Source organism: Ensifer sp. GW821-FHT05G01 (assembly GCF_059419585.1).
This window is the reverse complement of record NZ_JBWKSC010000005.1, coordinates 18,008-34,187: the sequence shown is the minus strand read 5'-3', so window position 1 is coordinate 34,187 and position 16,180 is coordinate 18,008. Positions and strand designations below refer to the sequence as shown.

The 16,180-nt window shown below is 61.3% G+C and carries 15 protein-coding genes and 1 tRNA gene; 9 read left to right on the top strand and 7 right to left on the bottom strand.

Annotated elements, in window-relative coordinates; translation table 11 throughout:
* Nucleotides 1-20 precede the first annotated feature (20 nt).
* From AC07UR_RS13845 to AC07UR_RS13835, 3 genes are all read right to left on the bottom strand, one after another.
* On the bottom strand, nt 21-440 hold the full coding sequence (locus tag AC07UR_RS13845; protein WP_173418195.1) for a BA14K family protein: 420 nt from the start codon (nt 438-440) through the stop codon (nt 21-23).
* Nucleotides 441-542: 102 nt separating this feature from the next.
* Nucleotides 543-1,043, bottom strand: coding sequence for a GNAT family N-acetyltransferase (locus AC07UR_RS13840; protein WP_209790512.1), 501 nt, complete (start codon nt 1,041-1,043; stop codon nt 543-545).
* A gap of 80 nt (nt 1,044-1,123) precedes the next feature.
* Nucleotides 1,124-1,200, bottom strand: a tRNA-Arg gene (locus AC07UR_RS13835).
* A 263-nt stretch (nt 1,201-1,463) separates the two neighbouring features.
* Here AC07UR_RS13835 and AC07UR_RS13830 point away from each other — a divergent pair.
* The 8 genes from AC07UR_RS13830 to AC07UR_RS13795 all read left to right on the top strand — a co-directional run bounded on the left by AC07UR_RS13830 (nt 1,464) and on the right by AC07UR_RS13795 (nt 9,766).
* The gene (locus tag AC07UR_RS13830) at nt 1,464-2,360 is read left to right on the top strand and encodes an ROK family protein (protein WP_209790571.1); all 897 of its coding nucleotides are present in this window, start codon (nt 1,464-1,466) and stop codon (nt 2,358-2,360) included.
* Nucleotides 2,361-2,371: 11 nt separating this feature from the next.
* Nucleotides 2,372-2,866, top strand: a complete 495-nt coding sequence (locus AC07UR_RS13825) for a heme-degrading domain-containing protein (protein ID WP_173418192.1) — start codon at nt 2,372-2,374, stop codon at nt 2,864-2,866.
* A gap of 4 nt (nt 2,867-2,870) precedes the next feature.
* On the top strand, nt 2,871-4,034 hold the full coding sequence (locus AC07UR_RS13820) for an AGE family epimerase/isomerase (protein WP_209790572.1): 1,164 nt from the start codon (nt 2,871-2,873) through the stop codon (nt 4,032-4,034).
* Nucleotides 4,035-4,282: 248 nt separating this feature from the next.
* A complete protein-coding gene (gene metH / locus AC07UR_RS13815) occupies nt 4,283-8,056 on the top strand; it encodes a methionine synthase (RefSeq protein ID WP_209790573.1) in 3,774 nt (1,257 codons plus the stop codon).
* 516 nt (nt 8,057-8,572) lie between these two features.
* Nucleotides 8,573-8,782 carry a cold-shock protein gene (locus AC07UR_RS13810; protein ID WP_025424998.1) on the top strand — a complete coding sequence of 70 codons (210 nt, stop codon included), beginning with the start codon at nt 8,573-8,575 and terminating at the stop codon, nt 8,780-8,782.
* A gap of 123 nt (nt 8,783-8,905) precedes the next feature.
* Nucleotides 8,906-9,190 (top strand): hypothetical protein, encoded by a 285-nt coding sequence (locus AC07UR_RS13805; RefSeq protein ID WP_025424997.1) that lies wholly within the window; start codon nt 8,906-8,908, stop codon nt 9,188-9,190.
* Between the two features lie 57 nt (nt 9,191-9,247).
* Nucleotides 9,248-9,484, top strand: coding sequence for a 30S ribosomal protein S21 (gene rpsU / locus AC07UR_RS13800; RefSeq protein ID WP_025424996.1), 237 nt, complete (start codon nt 9,248-9,250; stop codon nt 9,482-9,484).
* Nucleotides 9,485-9,541: 57 nt separating this feature from the next.
* Nucleotides 9,542-9,766 carry a hypothetical protein gene (locus AC07UR_RS13795; RefSeq protein WP_173418189.1) on the top strand — a complete coding sequence of 75 codons (225 nt, stop codon included), beginning with the start codon at nt 9,542-9,544 and terminating at the stop codon, nt 9,764-9,766.
* Between the two features lie 251 nt (nt 9,767-10,017).
* Here the strand turns inward: AC07UR_RS13795 and AC07UR_RS13790 are convergent, their stop codons facing one another.
* Both AC07UR_RS13790 and AC07UR_RS13785 read right to left on the bottom strand, forming a co-directional pair.
* Nucleotides 10,018-11,043, bottom strand: a complete 1,026-nt coding sequence (locus AC07UR_RS13790; RefSeq protein WP_209790574.1) for a DUF1254 domain-containing protein — start codon at nt 11,041-11,043, stop codon at nt 10,018-10,020.
* A gap of 17 nt (nt 11,044-11,060) precedes the next feature.
* A complete protein-coding gene (locus AC07UR_RS13785) occupies nt 11,061-12,479 on the bottom strand; it encodes a DUF1254 domain-containing protein (RefSeq protein ID WP_209790575.1) in 1,419 nt (472 codons plus the stop codon).
* Nucleotides 12,480-12,697: 218 nt separating this feature from the next.
* On the opposite strand from AC07UR_RS13785, the gene AC07UR_RS13780 reads away from it, so the two are divergent.
* The gene (locus tag AC07UR_RS13780) at nt 12,698-14,914 is read left to right on the top strand and encodes an adenylate/guanylate cyclase domain-containing protein (RefSeq protein WP_209790576.1); all 2,217 of its coding nucleotides are present in this window, start codon (nt 12,698-12,700) and stop codon (nt 14,912-14,914) included.
* A gap of 22 nt (nt 14,915-14,936) precedes the next feature.
* Here AC07UR_RS13780 and AC07UR_RS13775 read toward each other — a convergent pair whose 3' ends face one another.
* Together AC07UR_RS13775 and AC07UR_RS13770 are read right to left on the bottom strand one after the other, a co-directional pair.
* Nucleotides 14,937-15,440, bottom strand: a complete 504-nt coding sequence (locus AC07UR_RS13775; protein ID WP_412728366.1) for a YHS domain-containing (seleno)protein — start codon at nt 15,438-15,440, stop codon at nt 14,937-14,939.
* 44 nt (nt 15,441-15,484) lie between these two features.
* Nucleotides 15,485-16,075 (bottom strand): ankyrin repeat domain-containing protein, encoded by a 591-nt coding sequence (locus AC07UR_RS13770; RefSeq protein WP_173418185.1) that lies wholly within the window; start codon nt 16,073-16,075, stop codon nt 15,485-15,487.
* Between the last annotated feature and the right edge of the window lie 105 nt (nt 16,076-16,180).

Genomic DNA, 16,180 nt, shown 5'->3' with positions numbered 1-16,180 from the left:
CGGGGTTTTATAAACAAATGTTAGCGATAGGGCGAGTAACAGACCCGGCGCGCACCGTAATAGGGCTGGAAGGTATTGTCCCATGCCCGATACGAGCGGTAGCGACTTTGGCACCAGCTCGCATGGGAGCCGCCGCCGTAATACCGTCTCGGCTGGGCATTCATCAATCCGCCGATGATGGCGCCGGCGGCAAGTCCGCCGATGATGGCACCGACGCGGTCGTCATGATCGTCATCCCAGTCCCGGTGACGATAATATCGCCGGTCGCCACGCCATCTGTAGTCATCACCGCCGCGATACCAGCGGCGATTGTAGTATTGTACGGTTTCGACGTCCGAGATGCTTGCCTTCATGGGTATGACCGACGGGAATGCCTGTGCCGGGGCTACGCTGGAGAAGGCCGATGCCAGCGAAAGCGCGACAATTGCCAGCTTTTTCATTGGCTTCACCATTTCCTTTCATTGGGGAAATGGATGAACGCGCGTTTTGTGCCGTGATCGCGGTCGCAGCTCACGGCAACGTGAACGCGATTCATGCAGTTTCTACTCGCTGACCTCTTCGTGCTTCCGGTCGAAGACGAAGAAGCCGGCGCGGCGGTAGGTCTCCTGCGCCTTGGCGTGATCCCACTCGTCCGTGTGCAGCCAGACGCGATCAGGCGCCCGATCCCAGACGGCGCGCAGCGCGCCATTCAAAAAATACGGCCCAAGCCTTTTTCCCTGCATCTCAGGGATCAGGCCGAAATGGGTGAGCTCGATATCGGCAGTATCAACGCGATCGAATTCGCAAAGCCCGACGGCAAGACCGTCGACCCGCAGGACATAAACAGCAGTCGATGGGCTGCGCAAAAAGGTATCGAGCGCGTCTGCGGGCATGCGCAGCCGCTGATCCCAGCGTAAGGGCTCGCCGACGGCGCGGTAGAGCGGTAGGAATTGCTCTGCCGTCAGCCGCTCAAGCGCAAACGCGGCGCTCTCGACGGGCACGGGCAGCGGTTCGCCGGTCGGCCGACCGCGCATTTCCATATAGGTGACGAGGAGTTGAACCATGATCGTTTGCACCGCTGTCGGGAAGTGGCTCCACACCCGGAGGGCCGGAACGCTCTGCATTGATCTGCTGACGAGGAAGATGGTGATCCCGACGCGATTCGAACGCGTGACCCCCAGATTAGGAATCTGGTGCTCTATCCTGCTGAGCTACGGGACCACTTGGATAGCACCCATACAAAAGCAAGGCCTGTTCGCCAAGTGTTTTTGCGGGGTGGGCTCGCAAAATAGGGCGTGGCACTGCGTAGCGATCAATGAGGAGGGGGCGGATGTTGCCGGCCGGACACGGCGCCATCCCCTACCGAGGCGTGCCGAAATCGGGGGCTGGCGTTTTCAGTCTTTCGAATGCTAAGCAGTCATTAGCGCCGGCTTGAGGAGGCTTGCGCTCCTTCATTCGACCTTCACCCAGAGACCTGATCCAGCATGTTCATCGGAATTGATTGGGGCGGCACGAAAATGGAAGTCATCGCGCTCGATCGCGATGGCGAAACGCGCGCCCGCCATCGCGTCGCCACCCCGACCAGCGGTTATGACGATTGCATCCGCGCCGTTCTCGACCTCGTTGCCGCCGCAGAACAGACGGCCGGCGAAGAGGGCTCCATCGGCATCGGCATTCCCGGTAGTCCCAATCCGCGCACCGGTATCGTGCGCAACTCCAACGCCGTGCTGATCAACGGCAAGCCGCTCGGGCGCGACCTCGAGCAGGCGCTCGGCCGCAGGGTGCGCCTTGCCAACGACGCCAATTGCCTGGCGGTGTCGGAGGCGGTCGACGGTGCCGGCAAGGATGCGCAGACCGTGTTCGGCGTGATCGTCGGCACCGGCCATGGCGGCGGGCTTGCGATCGGCAAGAAGGTGCATGCCGGCTACCAGGGTGTCGCCGCTGAAATCGGGCACTATCCGCTGCCCTGGATGACGAAGGACGAATACCCCGGCCACAAATGCTGGTGCGGCAAGCACGGCTGTCTCGACATGTATGCCTGCGGTACGGGCGTCGAGCTCGACTATCGCCTGACGACGGGCGTCGAAAAGCGCGGCCGCGATATCATCGAGGCGAAGCGGGCCGGCGATCCGGTGGCGACCGGCGTCTATGATCGCTTCGTCGACCGGCTGGCGCGCAGTCTTGCGCTTCTGACCAACATCGTCGACCCCGACGTCTTCGTGCTTGGCGGCGGCATGTCGAATGTCGACGAGATCTATGAGGACGTGCCGCCGCTGGTGGTCGACTATCTCTTTGGCGACAGTTTCGAAACGCCGGTTCGCAAGGCGCTGCACGGAGATAGCTCCGGCGTGCGCGGTGCGGCCTGGCTCTGGAAGGATTGAGCGGAGGCTTCATGAACATCGACAAGGATCTCAAGCGCATCGGCGAGCAGGAGCGTGAACTGCAATTCGACAGTTTCGATCTGGAAGCCGCATGGCAACTGGGCTCGACGCTGCGGCGCATGGCGGCTGAGCGCAAGCTCGGCGTCGTCATCGACATCACGCTGTTCTCAATGCAGGTGTTCTATGCCGCGCTTGAAGGTGCAACGCCTGACAATCCGAACTGGGTGCGCCGCAAGCGTAACACCGTCTTCCGCCTGTTCAAGAGCAGCTATTCGACCGGCCTCGGGCTGTTGAAGCAGCAGACCAATCTGCAGGCAAAGCTCGGCCTTCCCGATGCCGACTATGCCGCCCATGGCGGCAGCTTCCCGATCGTGGTCAAGGGTACCGGCTGCATCGGCGCGGTGACCGTATCCGGCCTGCCGCAGCGCGAGGACCACAATATGGTGGTCGAGGCGCTGGCCGAGTTGCTCGGCAAGAACCATGATGACCTGAAGCTTGAGGGCTGAACCGTTGCCGCAGGATATTTTTTCGCAATCCGCGACGCTGTCGGCATGGCTGGCTGAAAAGGCTCTGCCGCTCTGGCGCCAGAAGGGCGTCGATGCTGAGGGCGGCGGTTTCGTCGAGACCATCGACATGACTGGCGAGCCGACGCGCGCCAATCGCCGGGCGCGGGTGCAGCCGCGCCAGGTCTATTGTTTCGCCGAGGCCGGCAGGCGCGGCTGGAGCTGCGACTGGCAGAGTGCTGCCGAGGGCGGGCTTGCCTATTTCGATCGTGTCTTTCTGCAGCCGACAGGCTTTTACGGCGCGCTTGCGGATGCCGACGGTACGCTGATCGATGTCTCCTTCGATCTCTATAATCAGGCTTTTGCGCTTTTAGCCTTTGCATACCTGGCCGAAGTCTTCCCGCATCGAAAGCCGGAGATGATCGAGCGCAGCAACGGCCTGCGTCAGCGTCTTGAAGCCCATTGCAAGCATCCGCTCATGGGCTTTGAGGAGGACGATCCGTCGCGGCTGCCGCTCTGCTCCAATCCGCACATGCATCTGTTCGAAGCGTGCCTTGCCAGCGAAGAGGTAGAGGGCTTCGATCAGGTTGCCTGGTCCAACCTTGCCGACGAGATCGCTCATCTGGCGATGGATCACTTCATCGATGGCGATACCGGCGCGCTGCGGGAGTTCTTCGATCACGACTGGGCGCCGTTCCCCGGCGACAAGGGGCGTATCGTCGAACCCGGCCATCTGTTCGAGTGGGCCTGGCTGCTTCTGCGCTGGGCCGAGCGGCGCGGCAATGCCGAGGCCATCGTCAAGGCCCGCCGGCTGTTTGCGATCGGCGAGGCGCATGGCATTTGCGCCACCCGCAATGTCGCGGTCATGACCCTGCTTGACGATTTCTCGGTCGCCGACCCGATTGCCCGGTTGTGGCCGCAGACGGAATGGCTGAAGGCTTCGGTCCGGTTCGCGGCGCTGACCGACGGGGCGGAGCGTGAGCGTTATCTCGGTTCGGCGGCGCGGGCGGCGGCGGCACTCGGCTTCTTCCTGGAGACGCCGGTGGCCGGCCTGTGGCACGACAAGCAAATGGCCGACGGCTCTTTCGTCGAAGAACCGGCACCGGCGAGCAGCTTCTATCATATCCTTTGCGCCATCTATGAAACCGAGGACTGCCTCGCTCGCCTCTGAGTTTTTTGCTCTGACGGCATGCCCATGGCTCGTCGCACGCGCGGCGGGCCATTTTTGTTTGTGCTCCCTTTTCATCCGAAAAGCCGAATCGTCTTTCTGATGCGCCTGTGCGCAGACTGAAACGGTGCGCGCAGGCGCTGAAGCCAGTCTCATCGAGGCAAATTAAGTCCTTTCATATGTTGACATAAAGATATCTTTATGTGATTGACTTGGCTATTGTTTGTCGTTTTCAGAACGGGAGATTTCCCATGTCCGCCATCGACGCCCTTTTCGGCGACCTTTCCTCCAAGCCGGATGGCTCCGAAGTCATGCGGGCGCTGAAGCAGGCGGCCAGCGAGCGCATCCTGATCATGGACGGCGCCATGGGCACCGAGATCCAGCAATTGGGTTTCGTCGAGGATCATTTTCGTGGCGATCGCTTCGGCGGCTGTGCCTGTCACCAGCAGGGCAACAACGACCTTTTGACGCTGACGCAGCCGAAGGCGATCGAGGATATCCACTATTCCTACGCCATCGCCGGCGCCGACATCCTGGAAACGAACACGTTCTCCTCGACCCGCATCGCCCAGGCGGACTACGGCATGGAAGACATGGTCTACGACCTCAACCGCGACGGCGCCCGGCTGGCGCGTCGGGCGGCAAAACGTGCCGAAGCGCATGACGGCCGTCGCCGCTTCGTTGCCGGCGCGCTTGGCCCGACGAACAGGACCGCTTCGATTTCGCCCGACGTCAACAATCCTGGTTATCGGGCGGTCAGCTTCGACGATCTCCGGATCGCCTATGCCGAACAGATCCGTGGCCTGATCGACGGCGGCGCCGATATCATCCTCATCGAAACCATCTTCGACACGCTCAACGCCAAGGCGGCGATCTTCGCCACCAAGGAAGTGTTTGCCGAGAAGGGCATCGAACTGCCGGTGATGATCTCCGGCACGATCACCGATCTTTCCGGCCGCACACTCTCCGGCCAGACACCGACGGCGTTCTGGTATTCGGTGCGTCATGCCGAGCCCTTCACCATCGGTCTCAACTGCGCGCTCGGCGCCAACGCCATGCGCGCGCATATCGACGAGCTTTCCGGTGTCGCCGATGCCTTCATCTGCGCCTATCCGAATGCCGGTCTGCCGAACGAGTTCGGGCAGTATGACGAGACGCCGGAGCAGATGGCGGCCCAGGTCGAAGCCTTTGCCCGCGACGGCCTTCTCAACGTCGTCGGCGGCTGCTGCGGCTCGACGCCGGCCCATATCAGGGCGATTGCCGAGGCCGTTGCCAAGCATCCGCCGCGCCGGATCCCCGATGTCGCGCCGCTGATGCGGCTTTCGGGCCTCGAGCCCTTCACGCTGACCTCGGACATTCCCTTCGTCAATGTCGGCGAGCGCACCAACGTCACCGGCTCGGCCAAGTTCCGCAAGCTGATCACCGCCGGCGACTATTCGGCAGCGCTCGATGTCGCTCGCGACCAGGTCGCCAACGGCGCGCAGATCATCGACATCAACATGGACGAGGGCCTGATCGATTCGAAGCAGGCGATGATCGAGTTCCTCAATCTCATCGCCTCCGAACCTGATATCGCCCGCGTGCCTGTCATGATCGACTCCTCGAAGTGGGAGGTGATCGAGGCTGGCCTGAAATGCGTCCAGGGCAAGCCGCTGGTCAACTCGATCTCGATGAAGGAAGGCGAGGAGGCGTTTCTGCATCACGCCAGGCTTTGCCGCGCCTACGGCGCCGCCGTCGTCATCATGGCCTTCGACGAAGTCGGGCAGGCCGATACCAAGGCGCGCAAGGTCGAGATCTGCACCCGCGCCTACAAGCTGCTGACGGAACAGGCGGGCTTCCCGCCCGAAGACATCATCTTCGACCCGAACATCTTCGCGGTGGCCACGGGGATCGAGGAACACAACAACTACGGCGTCGACTTCATCGAGGCGACCCGCGAAATCATCGCGACGCTGCCGCACGTCCATATCTCCGGCGGCGTCTCTAACCTTTCGTTCTCCTTCCGCGGCAACGAACCGGTGCGTGAGGCGATGCACGCGGTGTTCCTCTACCACGCCATCCAGGTCGGCATGGACATGGGCATCGTCAATGCCGGTCAGCTTGCCGTCTATGACGCGATCGATGCCGAGCTGCGTGAGGCCTGCGAAGACGTGGTGCTGAACCGCCGCGCCGATTCGACAGAGCGCATGCTTGAAATCGCCGAGCGCTATCGCGGCCAGGGCGGCGCCCAGGCCAAGGAGAAGGATCTCTCCTGGCGCGAATGGCCGGTGGAAAAGCGGCTTGAACATGCGCTGGTCAACGGCATCACCGAATACATCGAGGCCGATACCGAAGAGGCGCGGCTTTCGAGCGTCCGTCCGTTGCATGTCATCGAAGGTCCGCTGATGGCCGGCATGAATGTCGTCGGCGACCTCTTCGGTTCCGGCAAGATGTTCCTGCCGCAGGTGGTGAAGTCGGCGCGTGTGATGAAGCAGGCGGTTGCCGTTCTGCTACCGCACATGGAAGCCGAGCGGCTTGCCGCCGGCGGCGAAGGCGAGCGCCAGAGCGCCGGCAAGATCCTGATGGCGACGGTCAAGGGCGATGTGCATGACATCGGCAAGAACATCGTCGGCGTCGTGCTCGCCTGCAACAATTACGAGATCATCGACCTCGGCGTCATGGTGCCTTCGGCCAAGATCCTTCAGGTGGCCAAGGAGCAGAACGTCGATATCATCGGTCTTTCCGGCCTGATCACGCCGTCGCTCGACGAGATGGTGCATGTCGCCTCCGAACTTGAGCGCGAAGGGTTCGACATTCCCCTCCTGATCGGTGGCGCGACCACCAGCCGGGTGCATACGGCGGTCAAGATCAATCCGCGCTACGATCGCGGCCAGACGGTCTACGTCACCGATGCGAGCCGCGCGGTCGGCGTTGTCTCCAGCCTGCTGTCGCCGGAGGCGAAGGATTCCTATGTCGCGACAGTCCAGGCGGAATACCGCAAGGTCGCCGACGCCCATGCCCGCAACGAGGCGGAAAAGCGCCGCCTGCCGTTGTCGCAGGCGCGCGCCAATGCCCACAAGGTGGATTGGAGCGGCTACCAGGCGAAAGCGCCCTCGTTCCTTGGAACACGAGTGTTTCAAGGCTGGGAGCTGGAGGAGCTCGCGCAATACATCGACTGGACGCCGTTCTTCCAGACCTGGGAACTGAAGGGTGTCTACCCCAAGATCCTCGACGATGAGAAACAGGGACAGGCTGCCCGCCAGCTGTTCGACGACGCGCAGGCGATGCTTGCCAAGATCATCGACGAGAAATGGTTCGCGCCGAAGGCGGTCGTCGGCTTCTGGCCGGCGGGAACCGTCGGCGACGACATCCGGCTGTTTGCCGATGAAGCGCGCAATGGTGAGCTTGCCACCTTCTTCACGCTGCGCCAGCAACTGAGCAAACGTGACGGAAGGCCGAACGTGGCGCTGTCGGATTTCGTCGCGCCTGTCGACAGCGGCAGCAGAGACTATCTCGGCGGCTTCGTCGTGACTGCCGGTATCGAGGAAGTGGCGATTGCCGAACGCTTCGAGCGCGCCAACGACGACTATTCGTCAATCATGGTCAAGGCGCTCGCAGACCGCTTTGCCGAGGCTTTTGCCGAGCGCATGCACGAATATGTGCGCAAGGAACTCTGGGGCTATGCCGCCGACGAGACCTTCTCACCGCAGGATCTGGTCGGCGAACCCTATGCGGGTATCCGCCCGGCGCCGGGCTATCCGGCCCAGCCCGACCACACGGAAAAGGAAACCCTGTTCCGGTTGCTCGATGCCGAACAGACCATCGGCGTGACCTTGACCGAGAGTTTTGCCATGTGGCCGGGCTCGTCCGTCTCCGGCCTCTATATCGGCCATCCCGAGGCCTATTACTTCGGTGTCGCCAAGGTCGAGCGCGATCAGGTCGAGGATTACGCGTCGCGCAAGCGCATGCCGGTGCGCGAGGTCGAGCGCTGGCTGTCGCCGATCCTCAACTATGTGCCGATGCCCGAAGCAGAGGCAGCCGAGTAATCTCGGCAATCCAACAATAGCACTGGCGGGCGATCAAGCCCGCCAGTGTCGCTCTCGACGCGAGGTTGTCTGCAGGGCCGGTCCCGCGGCGAAACCGTCTTTCCCACTTGCTTCAATACAGGATGAAACTGGGTCGGGTGGTTCGGGATACCGTCACTTGCCGTTTTGGCGCCCTCTATGCTTCGCTCAACTGGGCTATAGTTCTGCATTCGTGGTTTATCGTCGAAGGCGAAGATATATTTCTTGGCGCGTCCAAAAATAACAGGATGGAAATTCCGAAAGGATTCCAATCGAAACACGCTTGAACCAACGTTGTTTTTCGGTGGCGCCGTTGCATTTCGAGCGGTTTTCCAAATGAAACATTGAAAATCTCGAAAAAAGAATTATATGGGTGCAATCGAATATTGCTTGCGACCTTTGTCAAAGCGCTGAAAAGCGTAGTCAGATTTCCTCTCAACATCGACACGGCCCGGCGAATACCCGTCGAGCGAAATCAACGATTGAAAGGAGATCGTTATGAATTCAGGCACAGTCAAGTGGTTCAATGGCACCAAGGGTTTTGGCTTCATCCAGCCGGATGACGGCACGACTGACGTGTTTGTTCATGTTTCCGCTGTAGAGCGTGCAGGCATGGGCTCGCTGGCGGAAGGCCAGAAGGTCACCTACGACATCGTCCGCGACCGCAAGACCGGCAAGAACTCTGCCGACAATCTGCGGGCGGAATGAATCGTCATCTGCCTCCCCCGACCACGGATGTACTGGCTGGGGACGTTTGATTGACGGGAAGAGGTCGGGTGAAGCCCGGCCTTTTTGCGTCCGGACCCTGCACCGCCGGGGAAGGAAACTATCATGACCCGCAGAATTTGTGCCGTTGGCGACACGGTGACCGTAAGGGCCGATTTCACCAAGCTGGCACCCGCCGTCAGGACGTGCCGGATCATCGGTGTTCTGCCCGCCGACCACGGCGAGACACAATATCGCGTCCGTTTCGACGGCGAGAATTTCGAACGTCGCATCGTTGCAAGCGACGTCGAGACCACTGAGGCGGCCTCTCCCATCGAAGAGGGACCGTCGCGCATCATTGCCAAGGGGGAACCCTGGCTGAAACCGTCGCGCATCCGGATCGGAAGATAGCTTTAGGCAATTTCGGTCCGCCGGTGTGCGGCCACGAACCAAAGGGAAGGATATACCTTGCAGGTACTCGTTAGAGATAACAACGTCGACCAGGCACTTCGCATTCTCAAGAAGAAGATGCAGCGCGAGGGACTGTTCCGCGAATTCAAGGCGCGCAGCGCCTACGAAAAGCCGTCGGAAAAGCGCGTTCGCGAAAAGGCCGAAGCCGTTCGTCGCCAGCGCAAGCTTGCGCGCAAGAAGCTGCAGCGCGAAGGCCTGCTGCCGGCGCCGAAGAAGGCCGTCCGCACCCGCTAAATCTGAGGCACCGATGCCGATTTCGGCATCGGTCCACGCCCGAGCGAGGAGGTACGCATGACGTCGACGAAGAAAGATCTTTTCAAGCCCGAGCGCTTGTCGGCAGCCGACAAGGCTGCGGCGACCGACCATACGGCTCGCGGTATCGTTGCTGCTGAAAAGCTGGCGCGCGAGAAGAAGACCGAAAAGCTCAAGGCTCAACGGCTCCTGCAGGAGGCTGACGCCGAACCTGTGGTCCCAGCGCCGAAGCGCCAGCCGGCGCGCAAGCGTACCCCCGCCTGATTTCCCTCATCATTGCACGACCTGGAGCGTTTCCGGTCTAAACCGGCTTGCGGAAGCGCTCTCCATCTCTTTTCTTCCGTCTCTCCTGGCGGAAGGCCGTCTCGCGTTTCTGCCGGAAACGTCTTGCGCGTTGGAATGCCGTGCGGCCAGGCAAGCGCCAATGCCGTGCGGCCAGGCAAGCGCCGATGATAGCTCGCGCTCGTTATGCCCGCCGCACCTCAACCCGATGCCTGGTCAGCCATTGCTCCCGGCTAGTTGACGGGGCTCGGCTCCGGAAACTGCCACTTTCCATCCAGTATTTCCTGCCTTGGACGATAGAGGCGTACGGTGTAATTCCAGCCCTTCGTGGTCGGCAGGCAATTTTCTATCTTGCCGTCACAGCCACCGAACTGGATGGCGATCGTGCCATCAGCGCCTTTCTTCGCGGTGATGTCGTTGAGTGCGTAGGCGTCGTACGGGTTCTTCTCGTAATAGCCCGCCGCATCGTAGACGCTTACCGACCAGAAGGCATCGACCGGAACATCCTTCACATCGAGCTTGTAGACCGTTGCACCATCATTTTTGGCCGGTGTGATGTTGAGATAGACAGCATCCTTGTCCGGATTGCCGCCCCATCCGGTAGCTGTGCCGATCAGGTGGCGGACGGGGTCGACTTCGTCCTTGGTGCCGAAGGCCTTCTTGAAGTCCGGCATGGTCGAGCCGAGCACGAGCAGGGCTTCGCGCACCGTCTTCTGGCTCGCCGGGTCCCAAGCGGGGATCTCGAATGTGCCAATGCTCTTCTGACTGACCTTGATCGCGTCCTGCAAAGCATGGACGTCCTCGACGTCCTTGGGATCGGCTGGATCCACCAGTGTGCGGACGCCGACAACGACATAGCGCGTCCCGACACCCTCCCTTGTCAGCGTGTGCTCGCCGGCATCATAGGTCACCTGCGGCACGTAGTGGTCCTCATTGACCACTTGCATCGACATGAACCGCTTTCCGGCATCGGGCATCGTTATCGTGACCGGCCCGGCATCGAGGTCGAAGACCGCCGAGGAATAAAGCGTGTCGCGATTGAGGCGAATGACGGTCTGATTGTCGATCGAAGCCGGCTCGCGGCGATGCAGGAACTTGCCCAGGCCCGCGTCCTTGACCATCGAGCTGATGTACATGTCGCTCTCGGCCCGGACGAAATTGTCGACACCGACGATGACAGGGTCTGCTGCTACCGCCGGCAACGGGCTGAACCCGGCGAGAGCCGCTGCCATAGCGAAGGTGATACGAGATAGGGTCATGTCACGATCCTCAATGTTCAGTTGACGTGTTGCAGGGGTGGGGCTTTCCATTTGCCGTCGAGCGCATCGGGCTTGGGCCAATAGAGCCGCATGACTACGAAGAATGGTCCCTTCGGTGCGGGCAGCCAATTGCTTTCCCGATCAGCGCCCGGGTTCTCGTTCTGGACATGAAGGGTCATGCCGCCGTCGGCGTCTTGCTTGAGGCTCGGGAGCATCGACGAATTGATGAGATAGCGATCGAGCGGGTTGGCGTAGAGCAGGCTTTCCGGCAGCTGGTAGAGCGTCAGCGACCAGAAGGCGTTGACAGGTGGCAGTTGGCCGGGCTCGAAACGCAGGGCGTACCTGCTTGCGCCGGAGAGCGGCTTTTGCTGGTCGTCGGTAAAATAGGCGGGGTAAAGGGCTTCGTCTTTCGAGTTGCCGTAGATGCCTAGCACTGCGCCCGACATGCGCTGCATGTAATCATTCTTCAGGAATTCGCGGGTGCCGAATGCATCGGCGCTCGACGCCTTGCCGGTGTCGATCATCGTCTCCTTGTGTTCCTTGAACGCGGCCCAGGCATCCGCCATGCCGTCGGTGATCGCTTTCTGGACATCCGGCGGGAAGGCATCGAGGTCGAATGTCTTGCCTCCGCCGATATTCAAGTCAGCGAAACGCTGCATCAGCGCCGTCTCGGACGGGTGCGTGGGGCAGAACCGCAGGATGAAGTCGAGCACCTTGAAGAAATCGGGCGATGCCTTTTCGTCGGCCGCGCTCAAGGGCGCGATGAAGTCGATGACAGGGACCGGGGCCGGTGCCGGCTGGCCGAGAAATTTCGACAGCGGCTCGACCCGATAGCCGGCCTGGATCTTCTTGACGTTTTCGAGGTCACCGGGGTTGAAGAGCTGCGTGCGGTAAAGCACGAAGGCGAATTCCGTTTCCGAGCGGATAACGGCCTTGATGCCGGGCGGCGTTTCGCCTTTCCAATTCGGCCCCGCAAGCAGGTAACTGCCTGCCTCGTTGCCCGTGGCGCGGCTGCCGATATAGGCGAAGTTGAAGGTGTAGAGGTCGATGAACTGCAGCGAGTAGTAACGCTTCTTCTCGATCGCCGGCACGGTGAACACCAGGGGCTCGGCTCTCAGATCAGCGCCGACATAGGAGTAGGGCGTATCGGAGTTCGGGGTCTGGATCGCCTTGTCGTCCGGCGTATAGACCCGTGCATTGTTGACGAGTTCGTTCCAGGGGGCCTTGAACTCCGGTCCTCCGGTGTCGACGAAATAGGAATGCTGGACGCGGTAATTGTCGACCAGCGGAAAACCGTAGATCGTCGCTTCCTTGGCGATTGCCCGTGCTTCGTCTGGTTTGAGCGCCACATCGGCGGCAACGGCACGCAGGGCCGTCAACGGGGGCAGCGTGGCAGCAAGCGCGCCATAGATCAGAAGGGTTCGTCGTCCGAGCATGCGAAGTCCTCCAGATGAATGCGTGTGGCGCAGGCAGTCGACGGCACCCGCAAAACCGTGCGGAACCAAGACGATCTCGATGCTGAGCGACCGGCGGAAAACCGCAAGTACGTAACAGTTACGACGGCGCCACCATCATGGCTGTCGACTCGATGGCGGCGCCTGACGACCTGCGGTAACATCGCCCGTGGAATACATCGTAGGTAAAGAGACCGTCGATGGAGCGCCGCCTCGCAGCCGTCCTGATCGCCGACGTCGCCGGATACACTCGCCTGAGCCGGCTCGACGAGGAGGGAACGCGCGCCCGATTCCAGAGCGACCTGCACGACATTCTGGAGCCGCAGTTTGCCGAACACCACGGACGACTGGTCAAGACGATGGGCGACGGCCTGCTGGTGGAGTTTCGCAGTGTGGTCGATGCGCTTCGCTCCGCGGTGGAAATCCAGCAACGCAAGGCCGAGCAGGCCGACAAGGTCGCAGCCGATCGCCGTCTCGATTTCCGCATCGGCATCAATCTCGGCGATATCATTGTCGAAGGCGACGACATTCACGGCGATGGCGTCAATACGGCCGATCGATTGCAAGGGCTCGCTGAGCCCGGCGGCATAGCCATTTCCGGCACCGCCTATGATCAGGTGCGATCGAAGATTTCCGTCGGCTTTGCCTCGCTTGGCGAGCAGACGGTGAGGGGCATTGCCGAGCCCATTCGCGTGTACCGCGTGCTTCTCGATCCTGATGATGTCGGCAAGACCATCGTCAAGGCGACGACACACCATCCCGCACGAAAAAGCATCCTCATTGCTGGTGGCCTCATGCTGATCCTCGCACTTGCTGCGGCCTGGTGGCAGCCGTGGACGCTCATTCTGCCGGAGACCTCGACGGAGCGCATTGCCTATCCCTTGCCCGACCAGCCATCCGTCGCCGTCCTGCCTTTCATCAATGTCAGCGGCGACCGGGATCATGACCATCTGGCCGAAGGACTAACCGACGACCTGATCACCGAGCTGTCGAAAGTCTCCGGACTGTTCGTGATTGCCCGCCATTCCGTCTTTGCGATGAAGGACAGCGCTTCGAAAATCCAGGACGTGGCGGCGGAACTGGGCGTTCACTACATTCTCGAAGGCACGCTGCAGCGGGCGGACCAAAGGTTGCGCATCAACGTCAAGCTGATCGATGCGATGAGCGGCCTGTCGCTTTGGGCAGAGCGCTACGACCGGCAATATGCCGATCTCTTCGCCGTGCAGGATGATGTCATCGGTAAGATCATCGCGGCGCTCGAGGTCAAGCTCAGCGAAGGAGAGCGCGACCAGCTTGCCCGCATTCCGACCGACAATCTCGAAGCCTACGACTATTACATGCGCGCCGAGCAGCAGGGGCTGATCTACAGCGATGTCGACACCTATCGTCAGACCCTGGCCTTCTATCAGAAGGCGATAGACCTCGATCCGCAATTCGCCGATGCCCATGCCGGGATCGCGCGCGTTGCCGTCGATGTCTGGCGCAACGACTACAACTCTCTCTGGTCGGCGGCCGTCGCCCGCAAGATCGCCTATGACGCTGCCGGCCAGGCCCTGAAGCTCGATGCCAACAATGCGCGCGCCCACACGGTGCTGGCATTGCTGCAGCTCGTCGACGGCCGCGAGACGGAAGCGCGGCAATCGGCAGCAAGGGCGGTCGCAGCCCAACCGAGCGATCCCGAAGCCTATGCCAATCAGGCGCTGATCCTGGCGCAGACCGGAGACCACCAGCAGGCGATCGCCGATCTGGAGCGGGCACTGCGGCTCGATCCGTCGCCATCCGCCAGTCTTCGGCTGCTGGCCGGCATCGTCTACTACACAGCGCGGGATATCGACCGGGCGATTCCGCTCATCGAGGTCGCAGGCGAGTCCCTGCCCAATGCCGAGGCTGCCCGCGAGTATCTGGCGTCCGCCTATGCGCAGCGCGGCGATCGGGCTCGCGCGGTTGCGGAAGGGGAGGCGCTGCTAAAACTCTTTCCCGACACCAATCTCACCTATTACGGCTATCTCTATGATTACTGGCGCGAGGAGGACTTGAACCGCCACCTCTATGGTCTGCGCACCGCCGGCATTCCGGAGTGGCCCTTCGGTTTCGTCGGAGCGGCCGCCGACCGGCTGGGACCTGCGCAACTCGGTGCGCTTATCAGCGACAAGACCTGGAGCGGGCAGCACAAGAACGGCACCAGTTTCATGCAGTTCTTCGACAAGGCGGGTAACACCGCCTATCGCAGTGCCAACACCAATATCACCGGCCGCATCGAGGTGAAGGGCAATCAACTCTGCGAGAGGTTCGACGGTTATTTCCTCGACCGCATGGTCTGCGGCTACGTCTACCGGAACACAGCCAAGGGCGAACGCAGTGCCGACTTCATTCACGTGACGCCGCAGGCGCTGAAGTTCTTCTCGATCGCGCAATGACGGCGTTTGGAATGGGAAGGTTTTAGCGCGCCTTCTGCCAGGTGGTGCCGAGCTTTTCCGAAACGAGCGTGTTTTCCACTTCGGACCAGTGTTTCTTGGAATCGACCAGCTTGTTCGGGTTCTTCTCAAAACCTTCCGCCGCACCCGGATCATAGCTCAGGAACAGCTTGCCCTCGATGATCCGCCAGGCCTTTGGATCGATGTTGGTGGTCACCGTTCCGAACGAGACGCCATCGGCACAGTAGCCGCCATATTGCGGGGCGTATCGGGTGGGTTCGCGGATGAACAGCTCGCGGTTTTCGGCGCTGGCAAACTGCCAGTTCGCCCCGAGCCAGCGATAGGAAATCTGCGGTGAGCCTTCCAGCGCCTTGCTTTCGGTGAAATAGGCGACCGGGTCGTAGCCCTTGATGGCGACATCACCGAAATAGCCGGTATTGACCAGATCTTCCGCCATCGTTGGCGCGGATAAGGCGAGAAACGCCGTGGTCGCGAGACCGAAGGCGCAAGCGTATCGATGGTATGACATTCCTCTTCTCCGATTTCCGGATGCGGTTGGCGCGCGCTCAGGCATCACTTCCGCTTGGTGCATTCGGTGTAGAGCCAGTCGCCGACGAGGTCGGCTTTCTGGCAGGTGGCGCCGGCTTTGAGCAGAAGCTCGGCTGCGTCCCAGTGCGAACGCCAGCCGGCCTGTGTCAGCGGCGTATAGCCGTTGCGTTCCTTCGCCTCGATCTCTGCTTTTTGTGCCAGCAGCACTGCCACGACGTCGGCGTGGCCTTCCTCGGCTGCCGCATGCAGAGGCGACATATGGTAGAAGTTCTTGCTGTCGTTGACGTCGGCACCCTTGGCGACGAGCAGTTTGACGGTGTCGAGATTACCGCCGTAGGCGGCCGCGTGCAGGGCGGTCAGCCCGCCCTTGTTGCGGATCTCGATGTCGCAGCCGCGGTCGAGCAGCAGAGCGACCACTTGCGGTCGTCCGGCAAGCGATGCGACCAGCAAAGCGGGTTCACCGGCCATATCCGGCTCGGTGATGTCGGTTCCCTGATCCAGCAACAGTGTGACGCGCCCGATGTCGCCGTCTCTTGCCGCGTCATGCAAGGGACCTGCAAATGCCGCCGAGGTGAAGAACGCCAGCCCGGCGACAGAAGCACACAGATAGTTCATTGCGCCACCTCCGCCCCAGCTTCGGTTTTGCATGTAAGGACACTCGAAAATATCACAGAGTCCTTGCCGGCAACAAGGTCAATTGCCGGTTGGGGCAGAGCCCGA